Source organism: Variovorax sp. GrIS 2.14, assembly GCF_046115955.1.
Classification (GTDB): Bacteria; Pseudomonadota; Gammaproteobacteria; order Burkholderiales; family Burkholderiaceae_C; genus Variovorax.
The window spans coordinates 98,113-124,379 of record NZ_JBJXIA010000010.1; the positions used below are offsets into that span (position 1 = coordinate 98,113).

20 protein-coding genes are annotated in these 26,267 nt (G+C 64.4%); 11 read left to right on the forward strand and 9 right to left on the reverse strand.

Annotated elements, in window-relative coordinates:
- Positions 1-5 precede the first annotated feature (5 nt).
- The 4 genes from RCH10_RS17005 to RCH10_RS17020 all read left to right on the forward strand — a co-directional run bounded on the left by RCH10_RS17005 (position 6) and on the right by RCH10_RS17020 (position 3,924).
- Positions 6-1,352, forward strand: a complete 1,347-nt coding sequence (locus tag RCH10_RS17005; protein WP_409053291.1) for a glycerate kinase — start codon at positions 6-8, stop codon at positions 1,350-1,352.
- Positions 1,349-1,840 (forward strand): low molecular weight protein-tyrosine-phosphatase, encoded by a 492-nt coding sequence (locus RCH10_RS17010; protein ID WP_187050900.1) that lies wholly within the window; start codon positions 1,349-1,351, stop codon positions 1,838-1,840. The genes RCH10_RS17005 and RCH10_RS17010 overlap by 4 nt, the downstream gene beginning before the upstream one ends.
- Positions 1,841-1,938: 98 nt before the next feature.
- Positions 1,939-2,760: a class I SAM-dependent methyltransferase gene (locus RCH10_RS17015; protein WP_409053292.1), complete on the forward strand. Its 822-nt coding sequence runs from the start codon at positions 1,939-1,941 to the stop codon at positions 2,758-2,760.
- A 126-nt stretch (positions 2,761-2,886) separates the two neighbouring features.
- The gene (locus tag RCH10_RS17020; RefSeq protein WP_409053293.1) at positions 2,887-3,924 is read left to right on the forward strand and encodes a VWA domain-containing protein; all 1,038 of its coding nucleotides are present in this window, start codon (positions 2,887-2,889) and stop codon (positions 3,922-3,924) included.
- 31 nt (positions 3,925-3,955) lie between these two features.
- Here RCH10_RS17020 and RCH10_RS17025 read toward each other — a convergent pair whose 3' ends face one another.
- The 3 genes from RCH10_RS17025 to RCH10_RS17035 are packed head-to-tail and all read right to left on the reverse strand — an operon-like array spanning position 3,956 to position 6,722.
- The gene (locus RCH10_RS17025; RefSeq protein ID WP_187050902.1) at positions 3,956-4,627 is read right to left on the reverse strand and encodes a DUF1345 domain-containing protein; all 672 of its coding nucleotides are present in this window, start codon (positions 4,625-4,627) and stop codon (positions 3,956-3,958) included.
- Positions 4,624-6,042: a sensor histidine kinase gene (locus RCH10_RS17030; RefSeq protein WP_409053294.1), complete on the reverse strand. Its 1,419-nt coding sequence runs from the start codon at positions 6,040-6,042 to the stop codon at positions 4,624-4,626. The genes RCH10_RS17025 and RCH10_RS17030 overlap by 4 nt, the downstream gene beginning before the upstream one ends.
- Positions 6,039-6,722 carry a response regulator transcription factor gene (locus tag RCH10_RS17035; RefSeq protein WP_187050904.1) on the reverse strand — a complete coding sequence of 228 codons (684 nt, stop codon included), beginning with the start codon at positions 6,720-6,722 and terminating at the stop codon, positions 6,039-6,041. The genes RCH10_RS17030 and RCH10_RS17035 overlap by 4 nt, the downstream gene beginning before the upstream one ends.
- Before the next feature lie 90 nt (positions 6,723-6,812).
- On the opposite strand from RCH10_RS17035, the gene RCH10_RS17040 reads away from it, so the two are divergent.
- From RCH10_RS17040 to RCH10_RS17050, 3 genes are read left to right on the forward strand one after another with little or no spacing between them, the layout of a single operon-like run.
- The gene (locus tag RCH10_RS17040) at positions 6,813-8,033 is read left to right on the forward strand and encodes an efflux RND transporter periplasmic adaptor subunit (protein WP_409053295.1); all 1,221 of its coding nucleotides are present in this window, start codon (positions 6,813-6,815) and stop codon (positions 8,031-8,033) included.
- Complete coding sequence (locus RCH10_RS17045) at positions 8,023-11,214, forward strand: efflux RND transporter permease subunit (protein ID WP_409053296.1); 3,192 nt, start codon at positions 8,023-8,025, stop codon at positions 11,212-11,214. Before RCH10_RS17040 ends, RCH10_RS17045 begins: the two co-directional genes overlap by 11 nt.
- A complete protein-coding gene (locus tag RCH10_RS17050; RefSeq protein WP_409053297.1) occupies positions 11,211-12,632 on the forward strand; it encodes an efflux transporter outer membrane subunit in 1,422 nt (473 codons plus the stop codon). The genes RCH10_RS17045 and RCH10_RS17050 overlap by 4 nt, the downstream gene beginning before the upstream one ends.
- Before the next feature lie 75 nt (positions 12,633-12,707).
- Here RCH10_RS17050 and RCH10_RS17055 read toward each other — a convergent pair whose 3' ends face one another.
- The 3 genes from RCH10_RS17055 to RCH10_RS17065 are packed head-to-tail and all read right to left on the reverse strand — an operon-like array spanning position 12,708 to position 15,592.
- Positions 12,708-14,009, reverse strand: a complete 1,302-nt coding sequence (locus RCH10_RS17055) for a TRAP transporter large permease (RefSeq protein ID WP_409053298.1) — start codon at positions 14,007-14,009, stop codon at positions 12,708-12,710.
- Positions 14,006-14,554 (reverse strand): TRAP transporter small permease, encoded by a 549-nt coding sequence (locus RCH10_RS17060; protein ID WP_261802234.1) that lies wholly within the window; start codon positions 14,552-14,554, stop codon positions 14,006-14,008. The genes RCH10_RS17055 and RCH10_RS17060 overlap by 4 nt, the downstream gene beginning before the upstream one ends.
- 3 nt (positions 14,555-14,557) lie before the next feature.
- Entirely contained in the window at positions 14,558-15,592 is a 1,035-nt protein-coding gene (locus RCH10_RS17065) for a TRAP transporter substrate-binding protein (protein WP_409053299.1), read from the reverse strand.
- Between the two features lie 206 nt (positions 15,593-15,798).
- Here RCH10_RS17065 and RCH10_RS17070 point away from each other — a divergent pair, with 206 nt between their 5' ends.
- The 3 genes from RCH10_RS17070 (at position 15,799) to RCH10_RS17080 (ending at position 20,272) form a co-directional block, all read left to right on the forward strand.
- Positions 15,799-16,557, forward strand: a complete 759-nt coding sequence (locus RCH10_RS17070; RefSeq protein ID WP_409053300.1) for an SDR family NAD(P)-dependent oxidoreductase — start codon at positions 15,799-15,801, stop codon at positions 16,555-16,557.
- Between the two features lie 135 nt (positions 16,558-16,692).
- Positions 16,693-19,128, forward strand: a complete 2,436-nt coding sequence (locus tag RCH10_RS17075) for a catalase (protein WP_409053301.1) — start codon at positions 16,693-16,695, stop codon at positions 19,126-19,128.
- A 163-nt stretch (positions 19,129-19,291) separates the two neighbouring features.
- Entirely contained in the window at positions 19,292-20,272 is a 981-nt protein-coding gene (locus RCH10_RS17080) for a ferritin-like domain-containing protein (protein ID WP_409053302.1), read from the forward strand.
- A 51-nt stretch (positions 20,273-20,323) separates the two neighbouring features.
- On the opposite strand, the gene RCH10_RS17085 is transcribed toward RCH10_RS17080, so the two are convergent.
- The gene (locus RCH10_RS17085) at positions 20,324-21,574 is read right to left on the reverse strand and encodes a DUF2252 family protein (RefSeq protein ID WP_409053375.1); all 1,251 of its coding nucleotides are present in this window, start codon (positions 21,572-21,574) and stop codon (positions 20,324-20,326) included.
- Between the two features lie 195 nt (positions 21,575-21,769).
- Positions 21,770-24,154, reverse strand: a complete 2,385-nt coding sequence (locus tag RCH10_RS17090; protein ID WP_409053376.1) for an AI-2E family transporter — start codon at positions 24,152-24,154, stop codon at positions 21,770-21,772.
- A gap of 429 nt (positions 24,155-24,583) precedes the next feature.
- Here RCH10_RS17090 and RCH10_RS17095 point away from each other — a divergent pair, with 429 nt between their 5' ends.
- Entirely contained in the window at positions 24,584-25,885 is a 1,302-nt protein-coding gene (locus tag RCH10_RS17095; RefSeq protein ID WP_409053303.1) for a phospholipase D-like domain-containing protein, read from the forward strand.
- Positions 25,886-26,007: 122 nt separating this feature from the next.
- Here the strand turns inward: RCH10_RS17095 and RCH10_RS17100 are convergent, their stop codons facing one another.
- A complete protein-coding gene (locus tag RCH10_RS17100; RefSeq protein WP_409053304.1) occupies positions 26,008-26,265 on the reverse strand; it encodes a hypothetical protein in 258 nt (85 codons plus the stop codon).
- Between the last annotated feature and the right edge of the window lie 2 nt (positions 26,266-26,267).

A 26,267-nucleotide genomic window follows, 5' to 3' on the forward strand; every position in this document is an offset into this window, starting at 1 on the left:
CACAAATGATCGCATCGAAACCCATCACTGAACTGGCCGATCCGCACGCGGCACCGCGCCGTTTTCTCGAGCAGCTTTACCGCATCGCGGTGCAGCGCGCCCTGCCGCTGGCCAGCATGGGCGCGTACCTGCCCGAGCCGCCCGATCCCGCCAAGGGCCGCACGCTGGTCATCGGCGCCGGCAAGGCGGGTGGCTCGATGGCGCAGGCGCTCGAAGCCCTGTGGCCGGCCGACGCGCCGCTGTCGGGCCTGGTCGTCACGCGCTACGGCCACGTTCCACCGCGGCCTGAAGGATTGAAGCAGCGCATCGAACTGGTCGAGGCGTCGCATCCGGTGCCGGACGAGGCCGGCATGAAGGCCGCCGAACGCATCCTCGCGCTGACCGAAGGCTTGACTGCCGGCGACCTGGTGCTGTGCCTGATCTCCGGCGGTGGATCGTCGGTGCTCACGTTGCCGGCCGAGGGCATGACGCTGGCGGACAAGCAGCGCGTGAACCAGCAACTGCTCGACAGTGGCGCTCACATCGGCGAAATGAACTGCGTGCGCAAGCACCTGTCGCGCGTGAAAGGCGGGCGGCTCGCCGCAGCTTGCGCGCCGGCACGGGTCGTCACGCTGACGATCAGCGATGTGCCCGGCGACGACATGGGCATCATCGCCAGCGGTCCGACCGTCCCCGACGACACGACCTGCGCGCAGGCCTTGGCGATCCTCGACCGCTACAAGATCGACATTCCGCCGGCCGTGCGCGCCGGCCTCGAAAGCGGTGCGCTGGAAACGCCGAAGCCGGGCGATGCCGTGTTCAAGGGTCACACCGCACACCTGATCGCGACGCCGCAGCAATCGCTCGAAGCCGCGGCGGTTGCGGCGCGTGCGGCCGGCATCGAGGCACATATCCTGAGCGATGAAATGGAAGGCGAATCGCGCGAGGTCGGCAAGGTGCACGGGGCGCTGGCGCGTGCCGTAGCGCAGCGCGGCCAGCCTTTCGCCAGGCCGTGCGTGATCTTGTCGGGCGGCGAAACCACGGTGACCATCCGACCGCGTCAGCCCGGTCAACCCAAAGGCCGTGGCGGCCGCGCCGGAGAGTTCTGCATGGGCCTGGCCGGTGTGTTGATGGGCCAGGCCGACGTGTGGGCGCTGGCGGCCGACACCGACGGGATCGATGGCGTCGAAGACAACGCCGGTGCCTTCGTCACGCCCGACACGCTGGCGCGCGCCGAGGCGAAGGGTCGCAAGCTGGCCGCGCATCTTGACCGCAACGACGCCTACGGTTACTTCGACGCCATCGGTGATCTGCTGGTGACCGGCCCGACGCACACCAACGTCAATGACTTCAGGGCGCTGCTGATCCTGTGACAACCGAAACGTCGCCATCGGTGCTGTTCGTGTGCACCGGTAACATCTGCCGCTCGCCGACCGCGCATGCGCTGCTCGTGCACAAGGCGCAGGAAGCCGGTTTTGCGGTGCGCGTCGACAGCGCCGCCGTCTCAGACGAAGAGCGGGGCAATCCGGCCGACCGACGCTCCGTTGCCGAAGCCAAACGCCGCGGCATCGCGATGCCCGATCACCGTGCGCGGCAGATCACTGCAAAAGACTTCGACAGTTTCGATCACGTTGTCGGCATGACGCGCGCGCACGCTGCGGCGCTGCGCCGCATTGCGCCGGTGCACGCCAGCAAGGTGGCTTTGATGATGGACTTTGCAGGGGCGCAAGACCGCGACGTGCCCGACCCCTGGTACGGCGACCAGGCCGCGTTCATTGAAGCCTTCGACATGATCGAGGAGGGCGTCGACGGGTTGTTGGCGCGGCTGCGCCATTTGGCCGACGGGGGTGCTGCCGGTTAGCGCTGTACGCGTTGCGTCGCCTGCTTGCGGCGCGGTCCTTGCGCCCGTCCGCCCACTGCGGAGAATCATCCAACGTCACCACAAACCGAGGAATCGACATGGCGATCACGACAGTCAAGTCCGGTGAGACATGGGCCGCAGGCGACCTCTACGAAAGCTACGTCGGCCGATGGAGCCGCGCGGTAGCGCAGGCGTTCCTGCCCTGGCTCGACGTGCCCGCAAGCTCGCGCTGGCTCGACGTCGGATGCGGCACCGGTGCACTCACCGAAACCATCCTCGCGCGGTCGCAACCCGCGGCAGTGGTGGGAGTCGACCTCTCGCCGGACTTCATCGCGCATGCACGCGCCCACGTCGCAAGCCCGCTCGCCACATTCGAAGTCGGCAATGCACAGATCTTGGCGCTTCAAGGGCCGCGGTTCGAAGCGGCGGTGTCTGCGCTGGTTCTCAATTTCTTGCCGGAGCCCGGCCTTGCGGCGCGGGCGATGGCGGGCAGGGTCCATCCCGGCGGGCGGGTCGCGGCCTGCGTGTGGGACTACCGGGGGCAAATGGAGCTCATGCGGTACTTCTGGGATGCCGCCATCGCCCTTGACCCAGCCGCCGGCGCACTTGACGAGGGATTGCGCTTCCCGCTGTGCCAACCGGATCCGTTGCAGGCGCTGTTCGCCGATGCGGGGCTGGTTGACGTCGAGGTGCGCGCGCTCGACGTACCGACCGTGTTGCGCGACTTCGACGACTACTGGAGTCCGTTCCTGGCCGGAAACTTTCCAGCGCCAGCCTATGCGATGTCGCTGGGCGGAGAGGCCCGCTTGGCGCTGCGTGAGCGGCTTCGCTCAACGCTGCCCACGGCAGCGGACGGTTCGATCGCATTGGTTGCGCGCGCCTGGGCGGTGCGAGGTACGGTGCACAGCACCGCGACCTGAGGCGAATGTGGCCGGGAACGAATATTGCACCGCTCGCTGATTGCGAAATGAAGCTCTCGCAGGCAGGATATTGATGCTCCGCGGGGAAGTTTTGCTGTCCCGCTTTTCTGGTGTCACGCGCCGCCCATGTTCTTCCTCTGGCCTCAGTACCTCTGGTTTTTGCCGGTGCTTGCACTGCTGCCGGTGGCTTATGTATGGCTGCAGCGGCGTCGGGGCAGCGCGGCTTTGCGCTACAGCAGCCTGGGCGTCGTCCGCGCGGCTGCATCGGGCCGCGCTTGGCGGCGGCACCTGCCGCCCGCGCTGCTTTTGCTGGCCTGCGTCGGGTTGCTTTTCGCTGCGGCGCGCCCGGTGGCGCGCGTGCCGCTGCCATGGGCCCGGTCATCGATCCTGATGGCAATCGACGTGTCGCTCAGCATGCGTGTCACCGACGTCAAACCGAGTCGCATCGTGGCGGCGCAAGAGGCGGCCAAGATGTTCCTGCGGGAACTGCCGAAAAATGTCGAAGTCGGGCTCATCACCTTCGCCGGCAGCAGCACGGTCACCCAGCGTGCGACGCTCGACCGCGAGTCCGTTGCCGCCAGCATCGATGCCTTCCAGATGCAGCTCGGCACGGCCATTGGCGATGCCATCGTGGTGAGCCTCGCGGAGCTGTTCCCCGACGACGGCATCGATCTCACCGAGATGACCTACGGCAGCAGACCGCAGGGCCGCAGCCTCGACGACAAGGCCAAAACGCCGCCCAAGCAAATCACGCCCGTGGCGCCAGGGTCGTACGGTTCTGCAGCGATCATCCTGCTGAGCGATGGCCGCCGGACTTCCGGACTCGACACGCTGGCGGCGGCAAAGATGGCGGCCGATCGTGGCGTTCGCATTTACGTTGTGGGACTTGGGACCGTAGAGGGTGACGTTTCCTCGCCCGACGGCATGGCCATCTACATGAAGCTGGACGAACCGACGTTGCGCGAAGTGGCGCGCATGACCGGCGGCGAATACTTCCACGCCGGCACCGCCGAGACGCTGCGCACCGTCTACCAGAACCTCGGCTCGCGCGTGGTGGTGCTGAAGCGCGAGACAGAACTCACCGGCTTGGTGACACTGTTCTCTGCGGTAATTGCGATCGCAGCCGCTGCGCTGTCCATGCTCTGGTTCGGGCGATTCACCTGAACGTTGCCGAGGCGCCCGGTACCGCAAAAGTTCAGAACAGACTCGCTCCGATGTTGATCAGCAGGGCGAGCACCGTCGTATTGAACAGATAGGCCAGGATGCAATGCACCGAGCCGATGCGACGCATCATCTTGGAGACGAAAGACACGTCGGCCGTCTGGCCCGAGGTGCCGATGACGGCGGCAAAGTAGAAGAAGTCGCCATAGTCCGGCTCGTCGTCGTCTGGAAAGCTCAAGCCTGGTTTGCGTCCGTCGGATTGCGCCGCGTAATAGTCGTGCGCATAGTGCAGCGCGAACATGATCTGGGTGAAGGTCCAGGACGACACGACCGTCAGTGCCGCGAGTCCGATATGCGCGACCTTCGCTGTACCGTGCATGTCCTTGACCACCGTGAGTTCGCCGCCGATGGCAGCAAGACTCGCAATGGCAGAGATGACGACCAGGGTGAGAATCACGAACTGCCCTTCGTCCTGTGCCCTTGCCCGGTAGCGCATGTGTTCGCGGGACGACCGGGTCATCATGCCGACCGCAAGAAAGACATAGAGCATCGCACCCGTGTTCCATGCGATCAGCAGTCGGGTGACCAGATGCGCTTCGAGCCGTGCGGGGAACAGCACACCCACCAGGATTGCGGTGAGCGTGGCGACGAGCAGGCGGGGCCGGGCCCGCAATTGCCGGTAAATGCGGTTGTGTCGAAGTTTCATCGCGCTGAAGAAAAGCCATGGAGGGAATGAGTCGGAAAGTGCAACTCGAACCGGGCACCGCCCAGCGCCGAGCTCTGCACCACCAGGCGCCCGGCATGAGCTTTCGCGATCTCGCGAACGATCGCCAGGCCAAGGCCGCTGCCTTCGGCCTCGACGCTGTTGCCACGCTGGAATCGCTGGGTGATGCGTTCGCGATCGGCGGGCTCGATGCCAGGCCCGCTGTCGTCCACCGCGATGAACGCGTGGCCTGAGCCAACGGACACGCTGACGTTCACGCGGGCGCCGGACACGCAGTACTTGAGCGCGTTGTCCAGAAGGTTGTTGACGGCCTCGCGGACGAGCGCCGCATCGACCATCACCCAGGCGTGGTCCGATGCGTCGTCGAAGCCGAAGTCGAGTCCCGCCGACAACGCGCGGAAGACCCACTCGCGCGACGCCTCGAAAGCCAGCACTCTCAGGTCGACGCGGTCCCGGCTCGCGTCGCTTTGAGCTTCCGGCTCTGCGCGAGAAAGCAGCAGTAATTGATTGGCCAGTCGCACCGCGCGCTGCGCTGATTGCTGCAGTTCGACGACCGATATCCGCATCACCGGAAGACTCTCGCTGCGCAAGGCCTGCTCGGCCTGCAATTTCAGCGCAGTCAGAGGGGTTCGAAGCTGGTGCGCGGCGTTGGCGATGAACGCGCGCTGTGCCTGGCCTGCCAGTTCGAGGCGACCGATCACCGCATTCAATGCTTCGATCAAAGGGCGCAATTCGGCCGGGAGGCCGTTCTCAGGCACCGGTTGCAAGCTTCGGTGGCTCATGTCGCGCAATGCGTTGCCGAGCGACAGGATGTTGCGGGTCTGAAAAAAGATCACGCGGTGCAGTACCCAGCCTGCGAGCAACAGCAACACCAACTGCGGAATCCACACGGCCAGCAGAATCTCGCCCGCAAGGTGGCGACGTTTGCGCGTGGTCTCTCCGACCATTACCGAGACCTGTTCGCCCGCACTGGCGAGCGGCACGTCGACGATGGCCCAGCGCATGGCGTGGCCGCCCAGGTCCGCATCGAACAGGCGCGCATTGCGAAACACTTCCGGCGCCTCAGGCTCCCGCGGCGCTTCTGACACTCCGGCGATGTAGCCGCTGCGCGAACCGACCACGCGATACACGGTCTGGTCTTCGTCGTCCCACTGGAACATGGCCTCGGCAGAGCGCGGCAGGTCGAGTCCGGCGCGCGGGCCGATCTGTCGTACCGCCTGTGCCAGGCTGTTGGCCGAGTCGTAGAGCCAGCGGTCGAACACCTCGTGCACGTAGTAGCGCGTGATGCCGTAAGAAAGCGCGCCGCTGAGCAGGAAGAGCGCTGCCATGCGCCAAAGCAGACGTGTTTCCAGGCGCCGCTGCAGGCTGTCGTCGGGGCTCCGGGTGGGCGCTCTCACGACACGCTCGCCAAACGGCGCAGCAGGTAGCCGAAGCCACGCACCGTCACGATCTCGACATCGTGGCCGGCGATCTTCTGGCGGATGCGGTGCAGGTAGACCTCGATGGTCTTGCCGGCCACGTCGCCATGAAAAGCCATCAGCGTTTCAGTCAGCTGGGCTTTGGTGACCACGCGGTCGACGTTGCCCATCAGGCGCTGCAGCAGCTGGAACTCGCGCGGCGTGAGGCTCAGTGGTACGCCGTCCAGGCTGATGCGTGCGGCATCGGACATCAGGCATAGCGCGCCGGCGGACAACCGCTGCGCCTGTGGATGGCCGCCGCGCCGCAGCACGGCCTGGATGCGTGCGTCGAGTTCGGCCATGTCGAAAGGCTTGACCACATAGTCGTCTGCGCCGGCCCGCAACCCACCGACGCGCTGGTGCTGCTCGTCGCGTGCGGTCAGCACGATGACAGGCAGCGAGTTGCCGGCTTCGCGGATCTGCCGCAGCACGTCGCTGCCGTCCATGTCCGGCAACCCCATGTCGAGCAGTACCAAGGCCGGCAGGTCGCGCCGCATGCTCACGAGCGCCTGCGCGCCGTTGTGCGCCTTCAGCACTCGGTAGCCGCGATGCTGCAGCTCGCGGCCCAGCAGCTCCGCAATTTGAAGGTCGTCTTCGACGATAAGAATCAGGGCGTCCACTGCGCGACTCTAGGCGATGCGGCCGTTATCTATTTTTAAACCACGACCCTTAGGCTGCGCTCCTCTCTGGCTTCGTGGCAGCGCTTCTCAATGAAAATCTCGCGTCGATCTGCGCATTCCGGCTGGCGGACGCTGACCGTCCTTTTGCTCGTGCTGGCTGCGGGCATCGGCATCGGGACGAAGGTCGCGCGGCACGCGGCGGCCGTGGCTGTAGCCCCATCGGCTGCACCAGGCGCTACCGTCGCGGCGGCCGCGAGCCCCCCGGTGGCCGGCGCCGGTTTGCTGCGCTATGCCCGCGATGCACCTGAGCTCGCATCGATCCGCATCACGCCGGTCGAGGCTGTGCCACTGCCGGCGCTGCCGCCGGCGAATGCCCACCTGGCCTATGACGAAGACGTGACGGCCAGGGTCAGCTCGCCGGTCGCGGGTCGCGTGGTTCGTCTGATGGTCCAGGCCGGTGACCGCGTGCGGCGTGGCGCCGCGCTGGCTGAACTCGACTCGCCCGACCTGGCGTCCGCCCAGTCCGACCTGGCCAAGGCGAAAGCCGACGAGGCGCACAAACGGCAGAGCGTCGAGCGCACCCGGGCGCTGGCCGAAACCGAAACCGGCTCGCGCAAGGACAACGAGGCGGCCGAGGCCGATTTGCAGCAGGCCGTCGCAGAGACCCGTCGCGCTGCCCAGCGGATGAACAACCTGGCAACGGCAACGGCAACGGCAACGGTCAGCGGTTCAGGTCGCTTCGTGCTCCGGGCGCCGATCGACGGCGTGGTGGTCGACCGGCAGATCAACGCCGGCATGGAAGTGCGCCCCGATCTGGCCAACCCGCTGTTCGTCATCACCGACACGGCAAAACTCTGGGCCTTGGCAGACGTGTCCGAAACGGCCTTGAATGCGGTGCACGCGGGGCAGCCGGTGGAACTCGAAGTCGATGCCTGGCCCGGCCAGCGTTTTGCCGGCGTGGTGCGCCACGTGGGCGCCGCGCTCGATGCCGCATCGCGTCGCCTGCAGGTGCGTTGCGAGATCGCCAACGCCGACGGTCGGCTCAGGGCAGAGATGTTCTCGCGCGTGGCTTTTCTCTCCGACACGGAGGCAACGGCGATCCGGGTACCCAACGGCAGCCTGGTGCTCAACGGCATGCAGAACTTCGTCATCGTGGAGCAGGAGCCGGGCGTTTTTGCGCGGCGGCCTGTTCAGCTCCGATGGAGCGGGTCGGATACCAGCTATCTGTCGGCGGGCCTGCATGCCGGCGAGCGAATCGTGTCCGAAGGCGCGCTCTTGCTGGCGTCCGAGTTTCCTGCCCATGCTGAATAAGTTCGTTCGCTTCGTGTTGGCCCAGCCGGTCTTCGTGCTGGTGATGACGGTGGCGTTGGCCGCCTTCGGCATCAATGCGGTCCTGCACTTGCCGATCGAGGCCTTTCCCGACGTGCAGGATGTGCAAGTCCAGATCATCACTCTGAGCGCCGGCTCCGCGCCGGAAGAGGTCGAGCGAACGCTGACGCTGCCGATCGAGCGCGAGATGACCGGTGTGCCGGGCGAGACTCAGTTGCGCTCGGTCTCCATGACCGGTTTGTCGGTGGTCACGCTGACCTTTGCAGATGGCACCGACAACTACTTCGCGCGCTCGCAAGTGCTGGAACATCTGGGCAACGTGACGCTGCCCACGGGTGTGCAGCCAACGCTCGCGCCACTCACCACCGCCGTCGGCGAGGTACTGCGCTATGTCGTGCAGGCGCCGCCGGACATGGCCGAGAACGACGTGCGTGCGCTGCAGGATTGGGTCGTACGCCCGGCCCTGCGCATGGTGCCGGGCGTGGCCGACGTGGCGAGCTTTGGCGGCACGGTCAAGGAGTACCAGGTGCTGGTGGACCCGGCACGGCTCAAGCGTTTCGGCGTGACCCTGGACCAGGTCGCGCTGGCCCTGACCAACAACAGCGCGAACGTCGGTGGCGGGGTGCTGCGCCGAGGCGACGAGGCGCTGGTCGTGCGCAGTATCGGACTGGTCGATTCGCTCGCCAGCATCGGCCAGGTGATCGTGCAGGCCAAGCAAGGCCGCACAGTGCTGGTGTCTGACATCGCCCAGGTGGAACTCGGCCACAAGCCGAGGTCGGGCATCGTCGCCTACGACGATCACGACAGCGTCGTCGAGGGCGTCGTGAGCATGACCAAGGGTCAAAACGCCGCCGTGGTGGTGGCGGGTGTCGAACAGGCCATGGCGGCGCTGGCGCCGCGCCTGCCGCGAGGCGTGACCTTGCCGGTGGTCTACACGCGGACCGACTTGATCCACCAGACGGTCGACACGGTGGTCGAGAATCTGGTGACCGGCGCCTTGCTGGTGATCGTCATCCTGGTCGTGTTCCTGCGCAACTGGCGTGCCGCGGTCATCGTCGCGACGGTGATCCCGCTGTCGCTGCTGTTCGCTTTCATCATGCTCGACCTGCGCGGCATACCGGCCAACCTGATCTCGCTCGGCGCTGTCGATTTCGGCATCATCATCGACAGCGCCGTCGTGCTGGTGGAGGCGTTGATGGTCCGGCTCGCCCTGGACCGGAGCCTCTCGGTGACGGCGCCAGCGCAAACGTCTTTGAGGCCCGGCGCCGCCTACCAGAAGGCGCTTACCTTTCATTCGCGGCTGCGGGTGTTGCGCGAAACCGTGGTGGACCTGGGCCGGCCGATCCTCTTCTCCAAGGGGATCATCATCATCGCGTTCCTGCCGATCTTCACCTTCCAGCGGGTCGAAGGAAAGATCTTTGCGCCCGTGGCTTTCACGCTGACCTTCGCGTTGCTCGGCGCGCTCGTGCTGACCGTCACGCTGGTGCCGACGCTGCTGCGCTTTGCCATGCGCGGCGCCAACATGGCCGAGCGCCGCAGCCAGTGGATGGAAAACCTGCAGTCGGGCTACCAGCGCCTGCTCTTGTGGGGTGGTGTGCGGCGCGTCATCGTCTTCACCCTGTCGCTGGTGGTGCTGGGCGTGACGCTGTTGCTGGCGCCGCTGCTCGGCAGCGAGTTCTTGCCCAAGCTGGACGAAGGCAATATCTGGCTGGCCATCACCTTGCCGACCTCGACCGCCATCGACACCACCAAGCAGGTGGAGCGCAAGGTGCGTGCCGTGCTGCGCAGCTATCCGGAAGTGCGCCGGGTCATCACACAGGTCGGACGGCCCGACGACGGCACTGATGCCAAGGGGCCGAACAACCTGGAGATCCTGGCCGACCTGCAGCCACGCAGCCAGTGGCACTTTGCCGACAAGCAGGCGCTGGTGGAAGACATGACTCGCCGCCTCAAAGCGCTGCCTGGCGTGCCGACCAATTTTTCGCAAGTGATCGAAGACAACGTCGAGGAGTCGTTGTCCGGCGTCAAGGGCGAGATCGCCGTCAAGATCTACGGGCCCGACCTGCAGGTGCTGGAAAAGAAGAGCGATCAGATCGCCGCCGTGCTGCGCGGATTGCGCGGGGCGGCCGACGTCGCGGCGATCCGCATCGGCGGCCAGAGCGAAGTCGACATCCAGGTCGACCGGCGGCGGCTCGCGCGGCTGGGCATCAGCGTGGCGGACGTCAACACGGTCATCGGCAGCGCGCTGGGCGACGTGGCGGTGAACAGCTTCTACGAGGGCGACCGGCGCTTCGACGTGACGATGCAAGTTGCGAAAGGCGCGCGCGCATCGATCGACGACATCGGAGCATTGCAGGTCAACCTGCCGGACGGCGCCGGCACCGTGTCACTCGACCAGGTCGCGCAGATCGCATTGCGTCAGGGTGCCTCGCGGGTGAGCCGCGAAGGCGGTGAGCGCAATGCGTCGGTCAAAGCCAATCTGCTGGGGCGCGACCAGGGCAGCTTCATCGACGAGGCGCAGCAGGCGGTAGCAGCACAGGTCGTGTTGCCACCGGGCTACCGCATCACATGGGGCGGCCAGTTCGAGAACCAGCAGCGCGCCGTCAAGCGGCTCGCCGTGATCGTGCCGATCAGCGCACTGCTGATTTTCTCGCTGCTGTTCTGGGCTTTCGGCTCGGTCCGGTACGCCTGCCTGGTGCTGGTGCTGGTGCCGTTCACCCTGATCGGCGGCATTGCCGGCCTGGCGATCGCGGGGCTTCACTTCTCGGTGTCGGCGGCGGTGGGATTCATCGCCGTGGCCGGGATATCGGTGCAGAACGGCGTGATCATGGTGGAGCACATTGCCGACAACCTCGATGCGTCGGTCTCGCTTTTCGAGAATGCGGTGGCGGGCGCCGTCGCCCGGTTGCGCCCGATTCTGATGACGGCGCTGATGGCCGGTCTGGGCCTGTTGCCGGCGGCGTTGTCGCATGGCATCGGCTCCGAGACGCAGCGCCCGTTCGCCGTGGTGATCGTCGGCGGCGTGGTGTCGGCAACCCTGTTCACGCTGCTGCTGCTGCCATTGCTCTATCCGATTTTCGCGGGCGGCAAGCAGAAGCGAAATGAGGATCTCGAACCGGCGGCCGCTCCGAGTGGCGCTACCGTTGTCCCGGGCACGCCATGATGTTTCTTCGAGATGGGTTTGCAGCAGTTTCGCTGGCACTGGTCGCTGGTTGCGCTGTCGGCCCCGACTTCGTTGCGCCTCCAACACCGGCGCCGCCGGGCTACACCGCCGCGCCGGTTGCCGTGGTCACCCGCGGCACCGACATTCCGGCGATGTGGTGGGCGCTTTTTCAGTCGCCCGCGCTGAGCCGACTGGTGGCGCGCGCGCTGTCGAACAACCCCGGGATCGAATCCGCCCAGGCCGCATTGAATGCCGCGCGCGAAAACGCCGAAGCGCAGCGCGGCGCCTTCTTTCCGCAGGTCAGCGTGACAACGATGTCGAGCCGGCAGTCCTCGTCCACCACGCTGTCGTCGCCGCTAAATGACAACCGCTACATCTTCAACCTGCACACGCCGCAGCTGAACATCGCCTACACGCCCGATGTCTTCGGTGGCAATCGGCGACTGCTCGAATCGCAGCAGGCGCAGGCCGACGCGCAGCAATTTTTGTACGAGGCCACGCGCCTGACGCTGGCCGCCAACGTCGTCTTGGCTGCCGTCACCGAGGCATCGATTCGCGGACAGATCGCCGCCGCGAACGACACCGTGCAGCTGCAGCAACGCCAACTCCTGCTGCTGCAGCGGCAACGAAAACTGGGTGCCATCGGCATCGCAGACACCGCCGCCCAGGAAAGTCTGCTGGCGCAGACCCAGGGCGCGATGCTGCTGCTTGAAAAACAACTCGCGCTGCAACGCAACCAGTTGTCGACCCTGCTCGGTCAGCGGCCCGATGAGGCACTGCCAGAGCGTTTCGAGCTGGCCGACCTCGTGCTGCCCAAAGCGCTGCCTTTGAGCCTGCCGTCGCAACTGGCCGACCAGCGCCCGGATGTGCGCGCGGCGCTGGCGCAACTGCAGTCGGCCAGTGCGCAGATCGGGGTCGCCGTGGCCGCCCGTTTGCCGGCCATCACGCTCACCGCGAACGCTGGTTCGACCGCGCTGACTGTGGGCAGCCTGTTCGGACCCGGCACCGGCTTCTGGGCACTGGGCGCAGGACTCGTGCAACCGCTGTTCGATGGCGGCACGCTGCTTCACCGCCAACGCGCTGCCGAGGCGACCTATGAAGAGGCCAGGGCGCAGTACCGCGGTGTGGTGATCGGCGCCTTCCAGAGCGTTGCCGATGCACTGCAGGCACTCGACCACGACACGCGGATGGTCGATGCGGCCGCGCAGGGCGAGGAGGCTGCCGCGCGGTCGTTGCGGGCTGCGCAACACCGCTTCAATGCGGGTGACACCGGCTTGTTCGAAGTGCTCGGTGCCCAGTTGATCGAGAGCCAGGCCAAGAGCACGGCGGTGCAGGCGCGCGCGAGTCGCTATGCAGACACCGTCGCGCTGCTGCAGGCGCTCGGTGGTGGCTGGTGGAATCAGCCGGCCCCGCACTAGCGTCCTGAACCCTGGCGTCTTGAACGCTACCGTCTCGAACCGCGCTGCAGCACAGCGCGACCCCGTTCATCCCCGTCAGCCCATGCGCGTGGGCAGCCAGAGCGCGATGATCGGGAACGCGATGAGGATCACCAGCCGCAGCATGTCGGTCACGATGAAGGGCAGCACGCCCTTGAAGATGGTCGTGAAGCTCACCTCTTTCACCACGCTTTTGATGACGAAGACATTCATGCCCACCGGCGGATGAATCAGCCCGAGTTCGACCGTCATGACGATGATGACGCCGAACCATATCGGATCGAAGCCCAGGTGCACGATCACCGGATAGATGATCGGCACCGTCAGGATGATCATCGCCATGGCGTCCATCAGGCAGCCGAGCACCAGGTACATCAGCATGATGAGCGCCAGCACCCCATAGCGGCCGATGCCCAGGCTGGTCAAAAATTCGGTCAGCTTCTGCGGGCTCTGCGTGATCGTTAGAAAGTAGCCGAAGAGCAGGGCGCCGATCAGCACGGTGAACACCGCTGCCGAGGTCCGCGTGGCCGAGAGCAAGGCCTCGCGAATCTTCGGCCCATCGAGCTTGCCGCGCACCAGGCCGAGGATGAAGGCGCCGCTCGCGCCCACGCCGCCCGCCTCGGTCGGCGTGAAGAAGCCACCGTAGAGCCCGCCGATCACGAAGATGAAAAGCACCAGCGGCGCCCACACGTTCTTCAGGTCGACCAGGCGTTCCGACCAGGGTTTGTTCTCGCCGGCCGGCAGCCAGTCGGGCCGTGCCTTGACGATGATCGCGATGGTGATGACGTACATCAGCATTGCCAGCAGGCCGGGGATGATGCCGGCCATGAAGAGCTTGCCGATGTCTTGCTGCGTCAGGATGGCGTAGACCGCGAGCACGGTCGATGGGGGCAGGATGGCGCCGAGCGTGCCGCCCGCGGCGATCACCCCGGTCGAAAACGACTGTGGGTAATTGAAGCGCCGCATCTCCGGATAAGCCACGGCAGAAAAGGTCGCCGCGGTGGCGACCGACGAGCCGCAGATGGCCGCGAAGCCGCCGCAGGCCAGCACGGTGGCCACGCCGAGTCCGCCCCGCAGGTGGCCGATCATCGAGTTGGCTGCCTTGAAGAGTTCGCGGCTCACGCCCGACACCGACACCAGCGCCCCCATCAGCATGAACATGGGGATGACGCCGAAGGTGTAGTCGGTGACGGTGCGCATCGAGGTCTGGCCGACCAGCTTGAGCGCGGGCATCGGCCCGACGATCCACGCATAGCCGGTGACGCCGACCAGCCCCATCGCCATGCCGACCGGCACCCGCAACAGCATCAGCGCGAAGAGCGCGACGAAACCCAATACCGCGATCGCATCGGCGCTCATTCGTCTGCTCTCTGTTCAGGCTTGACTTCGTCGAGCTGCTCGGGGTGAAAGATAAGGCGATAGGTACGGATGCCGATCAGCAGCACCGCGCAGACATCGCCGAACCATGCGACCGCATAGAACGGCCAGGTCGGGATGTTCATGTCGTAGGTCTGCACGTTGTCGACGTAAGTGCCGCGCACCTTGTCGAACAGCATGGCGGTCTGCACCGCCACCACGAACAGCAAGACCAGCGTCGCGAAGACGTCGATCGCGCGCTTCATGCGCGGCCCGGCGGTCGACCACACCAGGTCGACCGTGATGTGGCTGCCGCGGTAGCTGGTCGCTGCGATGCCCCAGAAGATCAGGATGCCGAGAAACATCCGGCCGAAGTCGTAGGCATCGGGAATCGAGGTGTTGAAGAACTTGCGCAACACCACCGCGATGAAGATGTTCAGCGCAACCAGGCCGACGAAGATGGCTGCCAGCCATTCGATGCCGTTGATCATCCGGTCCATCACGCCGACCCGGCGCTTCTGGCCGGCCACAGGAGACACCGAATCCATCGACTACAGCGCCGCCTTGTTCTTTGCGAGACTGGCCTTGAGGCCGTCCATCACCGCTTTCGGATCCTGGCCGGCCTTCTTGACGGCCTCGCCCCACTGCACTTCTCCCGGCGCCGTCGCCTTGCGCCATGCATCGAGTTGCTCGGGCGTCAGCTTGTAGATCTCGTGGCCGGCTTGCGCGGCGATCTTGGCGTGTCCGGCAAACTCGAAGTCGGCCCACGGTGCGGCGACGCGCTCGGCCCATTCGCTGGTGCAGTGGTCGTCGATGACCTTTTTCTGGGCCGCCGACATGCTCTCGTATTTGTCCTTGTTCATGCCCCAGACGAAGGGCGTGACGTAGAGCGGCACATCCATGTGAAAGCTCACGACCTTGTCGATGCCGAAGAGGCCGATCGAGCCCCACGGAAAGGTGATGGCGTCGGCCACGCCGCGTTCCAGCATGTCGCGCGACTCGGGCGCAGACGCCTGCACGTTGGTGCCGCCGAGGGCCGTCACCATCTGGCCGATGGTGCTGGTGGCGGGGCGGATCTTCATGCCCTTGATGTCGGTGGGCAGCGTGATCTTCTTGCGCGCATGAAAAGTGCCGGGATCGTGCACGAAGGCGAAGCAGAACTTGATGTCCTTCATCTCCTTGGCGGCGTACGGCCGGTACCACTCGTCGATGGCGGCGCTGCCACTCTTGCCGTTGGCGAACAGGAACGGCAGCGACGCGCCGGCCATGATCGGGAAGCGGCCGGGCTGGTAACCCGGGTTGATGTAGGCGAGGTCGGCGATGCCGTCACGCGCCATGTCGTAGTGGTCGAACGCCTTGCCCAGTTGTTCCGACGGAAAGAGCGTCGCGGTGATGCTGCTGTTGGACGCCTTCTTGATGTCGTCGGCCCAGGCCTGCAAGGAAGGGTTGAGCGGATGCTGCGCCGGCACCCAGCTCGACATCTTGAGGTTGACCGGCTTGTCTTGCGCGTGTGCGGGCAGGGCGGTGGTCAACGCTGCGGCCAGTGCGAGCAGGGCCGCGGGGAAACCAATGCGGGAAGTCTTCATTTCTTTGTCTCCTTGGATGTCGGAATCTGGGGGTGTGCGGATCGAATTCGGTTATGTTTTATAAGAACTGTGCGGCGCCGCCTATTCACGTTTTCCTTGGGTCGCCCGCTTGGGTAACCTATTGCCGTGTCAACTAAAAACTGGAGCACAACCTGTCTGCAATCGAAACTTCCACCTCTTCACCGTCCACAGCGCCGGTCGCTGTCGTGACCGGCGCAGCACGCGGCATCGGCCTTGCCGTTGCCAACTGGTTTCTTGCCCAGGGCCATCGGGTCGCGCTGCTCGATATCAATAACGCGACGCTCGCAGCTGCCGAGGCCGGACTCGCGAATGACGCGCATGTGCTCGCATTGAATTGCGATGTCTCCGATCCGGACCAGGTTCAGACGGCCATCGACAAGGTCGTCGCGCGCTTCGGCCGCATCGATGCACTGGTCAACAACGCCGGCGTGGCGGCATTCAAACCGATTGGCGAACACACCTTCAAGGATTGGCGCACCGTCATGGCCACGAATCTCGATGGCGCGTTCCTGTGCTCGCAGGCTTGCGTGCCGGTGATGCTCAAGACGGGCGGCGGCGCGATCGTCAACATCGCATCGATTTCGGGTCTGCGGGCGAGCACCTTGCGTGCGGCCTATGGCACGAGCAAGGCAGCGCTCATCCACCTCACCAAACAGCAGGCGGCCGAGCTCGGAACAGTCGGCATCCGCGCCAACGCCGTCGCACCCGGACCGGTCGAAACCGAAATGGCCAAACTGGTGCACACGCCAGCGATTCGCGCCGACTATCACGATGCCATTCCGCTCGGTCGCTATGGAACGATGGAAGAGATCGCCGCGGTCACCGGCTTTCTTTGCAGCCCCGCGGCGAGCTACGTCAACGGTCAGGTCATCGCCGTCGATGGCGGTTTCGAGGCATCGGGTGTCGGCATTCCGACTCTGCGCAAAGACGCCGCGCAGGCGTAAATTCAGAAGACTCGCGTAAGACTGCCGGGAATTTCTGACAGGTCGGGACAAGCCCGAGGACTACAAAAGTGAGAAGGAGCGGGCCGTAGCTTGACGCTCCCATTTCAACTCACTGCCAACGCCCGGCTGACTGCCATGCCCAAAAAACCCAGCATTCCTCCCGCAGAACGCGACGCCACGCACGCGGCCGCTCGCAACACGGACAGCGGTCCCGCCCAGCCCGCACCGCCCGCCGCAGGCAAGGGCGATTTGCCGACGCAAAAGGCGATCGATACGCAGGCGATGGCAAGCGCAATGCCTTCCAATCCGAACAAGCCATCGGAGTACGGCGAGGTGAATGCGCTCGACACGCCCAAGGGTGCCACTGTCGAGGCGCCCTCGCGTCTTCCGACCGCGAGTACTTTGAGTGAGCAAAACTTCTCCGACAAGGTCGGCACCGCAGCGCGTGAGGGTGTCAATGCAACCATCGGCATGCTCGACCGCGTGCGCGTCGACTCGAGCGGTCAGATGTTGACGACCAACCAGGGTGTCCCGGTCGCAGACAACCAGAACTCGCTCAAGGCCGGCGCGCGTGGCCCCGCCTTGCTGGAAGACTTCATCCTTCGCGAGAAGATCACGCACTTCGACCACGAGCGCATTCCAGAGCGGATCGTGCATGCCCGTGGTTCGGGCGCACATGGCTTATTCGAATGCTATGAACCCCTGACCAAATACACCAAAGCCGCACCGTTCAAGGAAGCCGGCAAAGTGACGCCTGTCTTCGTCCGTTTCTCGACCGTCGCCGGCGAGCGTGGCTCCAAGGACACGGCGCGCGATGTCCGCGGCTTCGCGGTCAAGTTCTATACCGACGAAGGCAACTGGGACTTGGTTGGCAACAACATGCCGGTTTTCTTTATCCAGGATGCGATCAAGTTCCCTGACTTGGTTCACGCCGTGAAGCCGGAGCCGCACAACCAGATGCCTCAGGCCGCCAGTGCACACGACACTTTTTGGGATTTCGTGTCCCTTATGCCCGAATCGACCCACATGCTGATGTGGCAGATGTCCGACCGCGCAATCCCACGCAGCTACCGGATGATGCAGGGGTTCGGCGTGCATACCTTTCGGCTGGTCAATGAAGCGGGCGAGTCTGTGCTCGTGAAATTCCATTGGCAACCCAAGCTCGGAACACATTCGATGGTCTGGGAAGAAGCAGTAAAGATCTCTGGCGCGGACCCGGACTTTCATCGCCGTGACCTGTGGGAAGCCATCGAGGCCGGCGAGTACCCGGAGTGGGAATTGGGTCTGCAGATCTTCACGGAAGAGCAGGCAGAAAAGTTCAGCTTCGACATCCTCGATGCGACCAAGCTCATCCCCGAAGAGTTGGTGCCGGTTCAATTGGTCGGCCGGATGGTCCTCAACCGCAACCCGGACAACTTCTTCGCCGAGACTGAGCAGGTTGCGTTCTGCACGGCTCATATCGTGCCCGGACTCGACTTCACCAATGATCCATTGTTGGCCGGTCGTATCCACTCCTATGTCGATACGCAAATCAGTCGACTGGGTGGGCCGAACTTTCATGAGTTGCCCATCAACGCGCCAATCGCTCAGGTGCACAACAACCAACGGGACGGCATGCACCGCCAGGCGATCAACCGCGGCCGCGTGGCGTATGAGCCCAACTCGCTGGCCGGCGGATGCCCGTTTCAGGCCGGTGCCGCCCAAGGATTCACCAGCGTGGCGCGACGACTCGATGCCAAAGAGAGCGCAGACAAGGTCCGCATCAAGCCCGAGAAGTTTGCCGACCACTACACGCAGGCCAAGCTGTTCTTCGAAAGCCAGACCGAAGCGGAAAAGGCGCACATCGGCAATGCATTCCGATTCGAGTTGTCCAAAGTGACAGTGCCGGCCATTCGCGAACGCGTGGTCGCCAGCCTGCTCAATGCGGCGCCCGATCTCGCGGCACGGATTGCACGAGATCTCGGCATGGAGTTGCCTGCGCCACTGCCCAAGGCATTGGAAGCGCCCGCGGTGCCTGAAGTCGAAACGTCCCCGGCGCTGTCGCTCATGGCTCGCCCCGGTGACGGTGGCATTCGCACGCGCAAGATCGCGATCCTGGTAGCCAACGGAGTCGAAGGCGCCTCGCTCGGGAAGCTGGTCTCGGCACTGGTCGCAGCAGGCGCGGTTCCGCGTTTGGTCGCGAGGCGACTCGGCACCTATGTCGGCATCGGCGGGGAGAAGTTCGCTGCCGACGCGACAATGGAAAATTCGCCAGGCTTCCTGTTCGACGCACTCGTGCTTCCGGACGGCGCGGCTGCAGTAGAAGCCCTTGACGCTGATGCGCATACGCTTGAGTTCGTGCGTGCTACCTATTGGCACTGCAAGCCGATCCTTGCCTTTGGTGCATCCGATGCGTTGCTCGCGGAGGCACAAATTCCGATGACGCTGCCCGACGGATCAGCGGACGCAGGTCTGCTGCTGGCGGATGCGGGCAGTGCCGATTCCGCGATCGCGGAGTTCATCGCTGCAGTGGGCTTACCGCGGCAGTACGCAAGGGAGAACGATCCACCGAAAGCGGCAGTGGTCGCCTGAACGGCATGTGCTTGCTAACCGGCGCGAGCAGCATCGGCGGGCCTACGACATCGGTCTGAATCCGATGACATGCGCAGGTCCCTTGCCCATGAATATTTGCCTCTTGCCTCTTCATTCGAAGAGGTCCAACCCAGCTTGCAAAGCAGGCGCTAAAGGAGATGAAATGGCAACAGACAATGGCGAAATCGGTGTGGGTGAACCCAATCGCGACCCGATCACCGGCGCACCCGGCGCGCACCCGGTCGGCACTGGCGTTGGCGCAACGGGCGGTGCACTGGCAGGCGCTGCAGCGGGCTCGCTCGCGGGCCCTGTCGGGACAGTGATCGGCCTGGTGGCCGGTGCGGTCGTAGGTGGCCTTGGCGGCAAGGCCGTAGCCGAAGGTGTGAACCCGACGCAAGAAGATGCGTACTGGCGCGAGAACTACGAAAAGGAAAGCTACTACACGGCAGGCCGCAGCTATGACGACTACGGCCCGGCTTACGAGATGGGCTGGTCTGGAAGGGCGCAACGTGGAGCCGACTTCTACGCTGTCGAGCCGGCAATGGCGACCGAGTGGGCGGCGACGCGTGGTGGCCGGTCGAGCCTCGACTGGCCGTCGGCACGACCTGCCGTGCAGGCCGCGTGGGACCGTGCAGACGACGCCTACTACGGTAAGCAGGCCAACGGCAGTGACATCGTCAATCACGAAGATTTGTCCAACGACGACGTGGTCGATGTGCTCAACGATCTGCTCGAGAACGCACGCTATGGCGAGTATGGTTTTCGCACTTGCGCGGAGCAGGTGGAGACAGCCAATGCGAAGCAACTTTTTGCGAGCCGCGCCGAAGGTTGCCGCCAGGCGGGTGACGAACTCGTCGCGCTGATTCGCGCCTATGGCGGCGAGCCGGCATCGGGTGGTACGGCCGCCGGTGCCCTGCATCGCGGCTGGGTACAGGTCAAGGGCAGCATGGGTGCCGACAGCGAACTGTCGATCCTCGAGTCTTGCGAGCGCGGCGAAGACTCAGGCATTGCGCGTTACAGGAAGGCACTCAAGCAAAGCCTGCCTGCGGATGTTCGCGCGGTCGTTCAGAAGCAGGCGGACGGCGCCCAGCGCAATCATGATCAGATTCGTGATTTGAGGAATGCGGCGCGCGCGCGTGCCTGAAGTCATGGCCGGGTTGCTTATGAATGGCAACCCGGCTGTCCGCGCAGACCTTCAGCGCGGCGCCGCAGTCGACGTTGCAAGGGCATGTCGTCGGCAATGGTCGAGATAACCTTTTTCATGTGAGGCGACGAGCTCCACCACGCTGGTCCATAGCCAAGGTGGGGCGTCAATCACCTTCGAGTGACTCGACACAAGCTCCTTGCGCCACGCCTTTCGCGTGGCTTCGTCGATCTGCCTGGCGTGTGAGGCACCGACGACGCGAGCAAGGTAATACGCCGCCGTCATGGCTTCATCCACATTCAGCTGGGAAAATTCCAGTTTCAGGTCTTGTGGCAGCAGTTCGCGCACGAACACCGAACGGCGCAATACGCGATCCGCGTGCATGCGACTCCCGAGAAACGGTGACATCGCCTTGGCGCCCGCTACAACACGGTTTGCATTGTCAGGGGGCATAAGACCTTCATCCCGGTCATGCGGAGCGACTGCAGTGATCGCTTCCTTGATGTCCAGTAGACAAAAGTCGCGGCCTTGGGCGGTGTCGCGTCCAACGTCGACGAGCACGGCATAGCGGAGTCGACCGAGCGAGCTGCACCCTTTCATCCAGTACGCTACGTCGAGCATGCGCACCTCTGCTGCATCGTCACGGTGACTGAGGCGCGTAACGAGGCTGCGGACCTCTGCACCATGGACCAACCGCTGAACGCTTTCTCGCTCCGCTTCCGACACTGGCCAGAAACGCTTGCCGAGAGGAATCTTTCGGGTTGCGCCTTCGATCCGTTCCCTGGCGAGGTGACGCCAGGTGCGCTGCTTTGCTTCGCGCATTGCCTGCGCCACGGTCATTGGTTTGAGCAGAGGTCGGGATACCTTGCGCGGCGCAAAGGCATCTGTGTACCCGAGGCTCAGCTGCTCGATCATTCGCGCCGTGATGACGCCCGGCAGATCCGAGCCACGCGCTGCAGAGGCCAATGAAAGTCCCAGCCGAACGAGGTCGTGTGCCGGATTACCGACGACCGTCTGATCGAAGTCGCGGATCTCGATGGCGAGCTCGCCACGGACGTCGGCCACCGGTCCAAGATTGCCGATATGGCAGTCCCCGCAAATCCAGATCGAGGGACCTTCAGGCAGGGCGACGCGTTCGACGGAGTCGAGCCAGTCGTAGAACCGCGCGGTATTGCCGCGAACATAGGCATGCGCGGAACGCGCCATCTTGGCGTTGCGTGCTGCCACGAGGATGGGCAGACGTTGATCGGGCACCGGCGCGCGCACGGATGAATCCGAAGCGTGATTCTTCAAAGTAGGCATGTTGTTTTGGATATCGCCTGAGGGAACGCGGCGCGGTATGGCGCTCACGTATCGGGAATACGCAATCTATTCATGCCACACGCTGTTGTTGTAGGTCGGCGCATGCACCGTATGTCGTCCTGCTGTCGAGGCCCGAAGGCGATCGATGGCGATCAACGGCGCATTTGCGGGTGCACCGTTTCTTGGCCTTGCGCGCTATGCCGCTGGAATCGGTTGTCCCAAAGTCGCGCCCAAAGCGCCCTGTGCTGGCGTTGGTGGCGGCACCGCGTCGCCCCACTGCACGACACTTGCGCGCAGCGCGTCCATCAAGTCATCTGCCATCGCCTCGAGCAGGCGAACCTCGCGCTGGTTGAGCGCATGCGGCTCGGTGTCCAGCAGGCAGAGAGTGCCGAGCACTTGGCCTCCAATGTCGCGCAGCGTCGCACCGGCGTAGAAGCGAAGCCCGTTCGATTGCAGCGCCGGATTGCCGGCAAAGCGCAGGTCTCTGGCAACGTCTGGCACGACCAGTGTTTGTGCGTTGGCGACGACGTGGCCGCACATCGAGGATGAGCGGGGCATGTGCATGTCGTCGGCGTGCACACGCGTAGCGGCTTCGGCGCTGCGCAGACTGCCGAATGCACCCCTGACCTGTTGCGAGTCATCGTCGATGAACGACACCATCGCCATCGGCACATCGAAAATATCGGCCGCGCGCTTGGAGGCTGCATCGAAGAGGGGCTGCGCCCGTACGTCCAGCGCGCCGCTCGCATGCAATGCCATGACCCGCTGTGCGTCTGCTTCAGGCACGACCGCCTCCATGAAACCTTCGCTGAGTTGCGCCCCCATCAATGCGGTGATGCGCACCGCCGCCTCGCCGATCGACGTGACCACGGCATCGGCACCGAGCGACTTGCACGCTTCTTCGCCGAGCAGCTCGGCTGGGGCGTTCCACAGGCCGAGCACGATCTGCACGTCGGGCCAGCGCCGCTTGAGGCGTCTGCAGAAGTGTCTGGCCTGCACCCTCGGTTCAGGACTTAAATAAGACAGGCAGACGACCTGCGCCCCATCGAGCGCCAGGCCGGCGATGTAGTCTGCGTTGACCGTTCCCGCAGGGCGGTGCGCGGCGGGGTAATTTTCAAGCGACAGCGCGTGGGCGAGCATGCGCGCGGCCAGGCTATCGACCTCCCACTTGCCACCGATGCACACCACCCGCGCACCATCGGGCGCTTCCGGCGCCGGTTGCTGCTCGAGCAAGTCGTCGATGACGGCGTCCATGCCCATCACGACGCGGTGCCGATGCTCGGCCGTGGCAACGCTCGCGTGGTCGCTCGACGCCATGCGCAAGACAGGCAGGCCGACTTCGCCGTAGAAGCCGATCACGTTGCCGTCGACGACCTGCTCGTTAGCCAGTTCGCTGGCTTCCTCGACATCGCCGGCAATGAGCCGTTGATAGATGCGGGTGGGTGTGTCCAGGGCCGGCTGGCTGCCCAGCAGCACATCGAGAAAACGCAAGCGCGGAAGGTGCCGCCCGATCACCAGCAGGCACACGGTGAGCGGCGTCGACATGATCAGCCCGACCGGGCCCCACAACGCAGTCCAGAAGGTGGCCGACACCATCAGCGACATTGCCGACAACCCGGTGCTCGCGCCGTAGAGCCAGGGTTCGATCACGTTGTTGCTGAGCATCTCCAGCGCGGCGATGAGGCCGATGGTCCAGAGCACCATGCTCCAACCCGGGTCGACCGCGAAAGCCAGCGTCAGCGGGAATACTGCCGAGATCATCGGGCCGACGTAGGGGACGAAGCGCATCACCGCCGCCACGGCGCCCCAGAGCATTGCGCCGGGCACACCGATAAACCAGAGCCCCACGGCCATCGGCACGCCATAACTCAGGTTGACGATGAGCTGCATGGTGAGGTACTTGCTGATGCGCTGGCCGGCCTCGTCCATCGCATCCGTCGACCGGTGCAGGCTGCCGCCCCAGAGCCGCAACAATCTGTCTCTCAAGTCGAGGCGGTCCAGCAGGATCAACACGACGAAGACCAGAACGATGCCGGCATTCGCAAGCGGACCGCTGGCAACCTCCAGCCAGTTGAGCGCCTGCTGAAACGCGGAGGGCGGTCGTTCTGTCAGCTGCACGCGCTGCGGCTGCGGCTGCGGCGGCGTCGCGCTGCCCTTCGTCGGCGCGCTACCCGGCGCCGTGCTGGCCGATGTACCGGACGGTGCAGCGAGAGAGGTCTGATCCACCTCGTTCTTGAAGGTGTCGAAGGTCTTGACCACACCGTCGAACATGCCGGGTCGGTTAGCGCTTTCGCGAAGATCGCGCAGCTTCGTCTTGATGTTGCTTTGGTATGTCGGCAGCTCTGCACTCAGCGTGCTCACCTGGCTTCCGAGAAACACGCCGGCCAGGCCGACCATGCCCAGGGCAAAAATCACTACGACGATGACTGCAGCCGCGCGAGGCATGCCCCAACGCTTCAGCCGCATAACGAGGGGGTCGAGCACGAAGCCGAGCAGGAACGCGAGCGCCAGCGGAATCAGGATTTCGCGGCCGAAGTACAGCGCGGCGATGATCATGGCGCCGGTAACGAGGCCGATCATCAATTTGAGTTCAGGGGTCACCGTCGCCAACGTCGACAGTGCGCTGCCGGAAGGCGCCAGCGGCGACAAGCCCGAAGCGGCGCCTTCTTCACGATGGCTTCCTGCGAAGTCTTGGTTGCTCACTGCGCGCCTTCAGTTTCTGAAGCGGGCACTTTCTAGCGACGCGGTGTAACGCGGAGTCTTCCAGCCACGCGACCGTTGGTAGTCCGCCCGCCCGAGTGCATGCGATTGCCCGACACAGCAGCGGCGTGCCGCAAGCCGCTAGGTGGGATCAGAACAGTCCTGTATCGAGGATTCGGATTCGTCCTGCAACTGAATGCGCAGACTGCCTGCCAGCGCAGTTTCGAGGCGCGGCACGCTACCGGGCTTGAAGTGAAAACGAAAGAGATAAACCGTGAACGTCACCGATAAATTCGTGGGCTACCGTCGATGAAGCCTTCGTTCTCGCGTGTTGGCACCATCGCGTCGACAGTCGTTCTGACAGTGGCTGCCATGCTGCTGGCACTCAATTTCACCAGCGGCGCGAAAAAGCTCGACGAGCAGATCAAGCGGGAGTGCTCGCTACACGATGCGCAATATCAGCGTGCGCTCGGCGTGCTGCTCGGCCCGCCGATTCTTGATGGCAACCGCTTCGAGGCGCTCTACAACGGTGACCGCATCTTTCCGCCCATGCTGCAGGCCATCCACAGCGCGCAGAAAAGCATCACCTTCGAGACTTACATCTACTGGTCGGGCGACATCGGCAAAGCCTTCGCCGATGCGCTCACCGAACGCGCCAGGGCGGGCATCAAGGTTCATGTGTTGCTCGACTGGGTCGGCAGTGCAAAGATCGATGAGAGTTTCCTAAAGGACATGGGGGCGGCTGGCGTGCAGATCCGCAAGTTCCATCAACCGAGCTGGTATGACATCGCACGCCTGAACAACCGGACGCACCGCAAGTTGCTGGTGGTCGATGGCCGCACCGGCTTTACCGGCGGCGTCGGCATCGCTCCCGCATGGACCGGCAACGCGCAAGACGCGGAACATTGGCGCGACTCGCATTTCAAGGTCGAAGGTCCGGTGGTCGCGCAGATGCAGGCAGTGTTCATGGACAACTGGATCAAGGCGTCTGGCGACGTGCTCCATGGGGAAACTTACTTCCCTGCGCTCGCCCCCCTGGGGCCTGCAGTGCCGGCGGGCACCGGTCGCGCGCAGGTGTTCAGCAGTTCGCCCTCGGGCGGCAGCGAAAGCATGCACCTCATGTACCTGTTGTCGATCGCGGCGGCAGCAAAGAATATCGACCTGTCCAGCGCCTACTTCGTGCCGGACGACCTCACCGTCGGCGCGCTGGTCGCCGCGATGCAACGCGGTGTTCGCGTGCGCATCATCGTGCCGGGGTCGATCATCGATTCGCAGTCCGCACGCGGGGCATCGCGTGCAAGCTGGGGTCCGCTGCTCGAAGCCGGCGCCGAAATCAGCGAGTATCAGCCGACGATGTTCCACGTCAAGGTGTTCACCGTAGACGGCCTGCTGTCTTCGGTCGGCTCGACGAACTTCGACAACCGCTCTTTCAGGCTCAACGACGAGGCCAATCTCAATATCTACGACACAGCCTTCGCCGCAGCGCAGACGACTCAATTCGAGGCGGACTTGACGCATTCGAAGCGCGTCACGCTCCAGGCATGGCGCGACCGGCCGTTGCGGGAAAAGGCGTGGGGGCACATTGCGTCGTTGTTGTCATCGCAGTTGTGAGGGCGACGCTTTGACTCTGCACCCTGCGAGACGCGCAATGTCATTTTTTGCTGCAAGAAACAGCGAGGGCCTCGGATGCTTTGTCAGGCAGCGATCTGATGGCGTTGCTCAGGCCAGGACGTTCAGGCTGGTCTCGTTAATTCGCTGCCCACTGGGGAACGCCAGAACAACATGCGCCGCCAAAACGGCACCGCCACGGCGTCCAGTGTGCCGAAGCCCGTGCCACCTTTCGCGTTCGCCCGCCGCCGGCTCTCTGTTTCGTAAAAGTGTGCCAGGCTGAACGCCTTCTTGTTCCCGTGCAAAGCCTCGCGCCGCCAGATGATGGCTTTGACCTGGACTTCGTCGTCGGTCAGCTCGGTCAGATTGGTTTGCAAGTTCATAA

Coding starts and splice junctions, on each gene's coding strand:
- RCH10_RS17005 (WP_409053291.1), top strand. CDS start 6: ATGATCGCATCGAAACCCATCACTGAACTGGCCGATCCGCACGCGGCA.
- RCH10_RS17015 (WP_409053292.1), top strand. CDS start 1,939: ATGGCGATCACGACAGTCAAGTCCGGTGAGACATGGGCCGCAGGCGAC.
- RCH10_RS17020 (WP_409053293.1), top strand. CDS start 2,887: ATGTTCTTCCTCTGGCCTCAGTACCTCTGGTTTTTGCCGGTGCTTGCA.
- RCH10_RS17025 (WP_187050902.1), bottom strand. CDS start 4,627: ATGAAACTTCGACACAACCGCATTTACCGGCAATTGCGGGCCCGGCCC.
- RCH10_RS17040 (WP_409053295.1), top strand. CDS start 6,813: ATGAAAATCTCGCGTCGATCTGCGCATTCCGGCTGGCGGACGCTGACC.
- RCH10_RS17045 (WP_409053296.1), top strand. CDS start 8,023: ATGCTGAATAAGTTCGTTCGCTTCGTGTTGGCCCAGCCGGTCTTCGTG.
- RCH10_RS17050 (WP_409053297.1), top strand. CDS start 11,211: ATGATGTTTCTTCGAGATGGGTTTGCAGCAGTTTCGCTGGCACTGGTC.
- RCH10_RS17055 (WP_409053298.1), bottom strand. CDS start 14,009: ATGAGCGCCGATGCGATCGCGGTATTGGGTTTCGTCGCGCTCTTCGCG.
- RCH10_RS17060 (WP_261802234.1), bottom strand. CDS start 14,554: ATGGATTCGGTGTCTCCTGTGGCCGGCCAGAAGCGCCGGGTCGGCGTG.
- RCH10_RS17065 (WP_409053299.1), bottom strand. CDS start 15,592: ATGAAGACTTCCCGCATTGGTTTCCCCGCGGCCCTGCTCGCACTGGCC.
- RCH10_RS17075 (WP_409053301.1), top strand. CDS start 16,693: ATGCCCAAAAAACCCAGCATTCCTCCCGCAGAACGCGACGCCACGCAC.
- RCH10_RS17080 (WP_409053302.1), top strand. CDS start 19,292: ATGGCAACAGACAATGGCGAAATCGGTGTGGGTGAACCCAATCGCGAC.
- RCH10_RS17085 (WP_409053375.1), bottom strand. CDS start 21,574: ATGCCTACTTTGAAGAATCACGCTTCGGATTCATCCGTGCGCGCGCCG.
- RCH10_RS17090 (WP_409053376.1), bottom strand. CDS start 24,154: ATGATCGGCCTCGTTACCGGCGCCATGATCATCGCCGCGCTGTACTTC.
- RCH10_RS17095 (WP_409053303.1), top strand. CDS start 24,584: ATGAAGCCTTCGTTCTCGCGTGTTGGCACCATCGCGTCGACAGTCGTT.
- RCH10_RS17100 (WP_409053304.1), bottom strand. CDS start 26,265: ATGAACTTGCAAACCAATCTGACCGAGCTGACCGACGACGAAGTCCAG.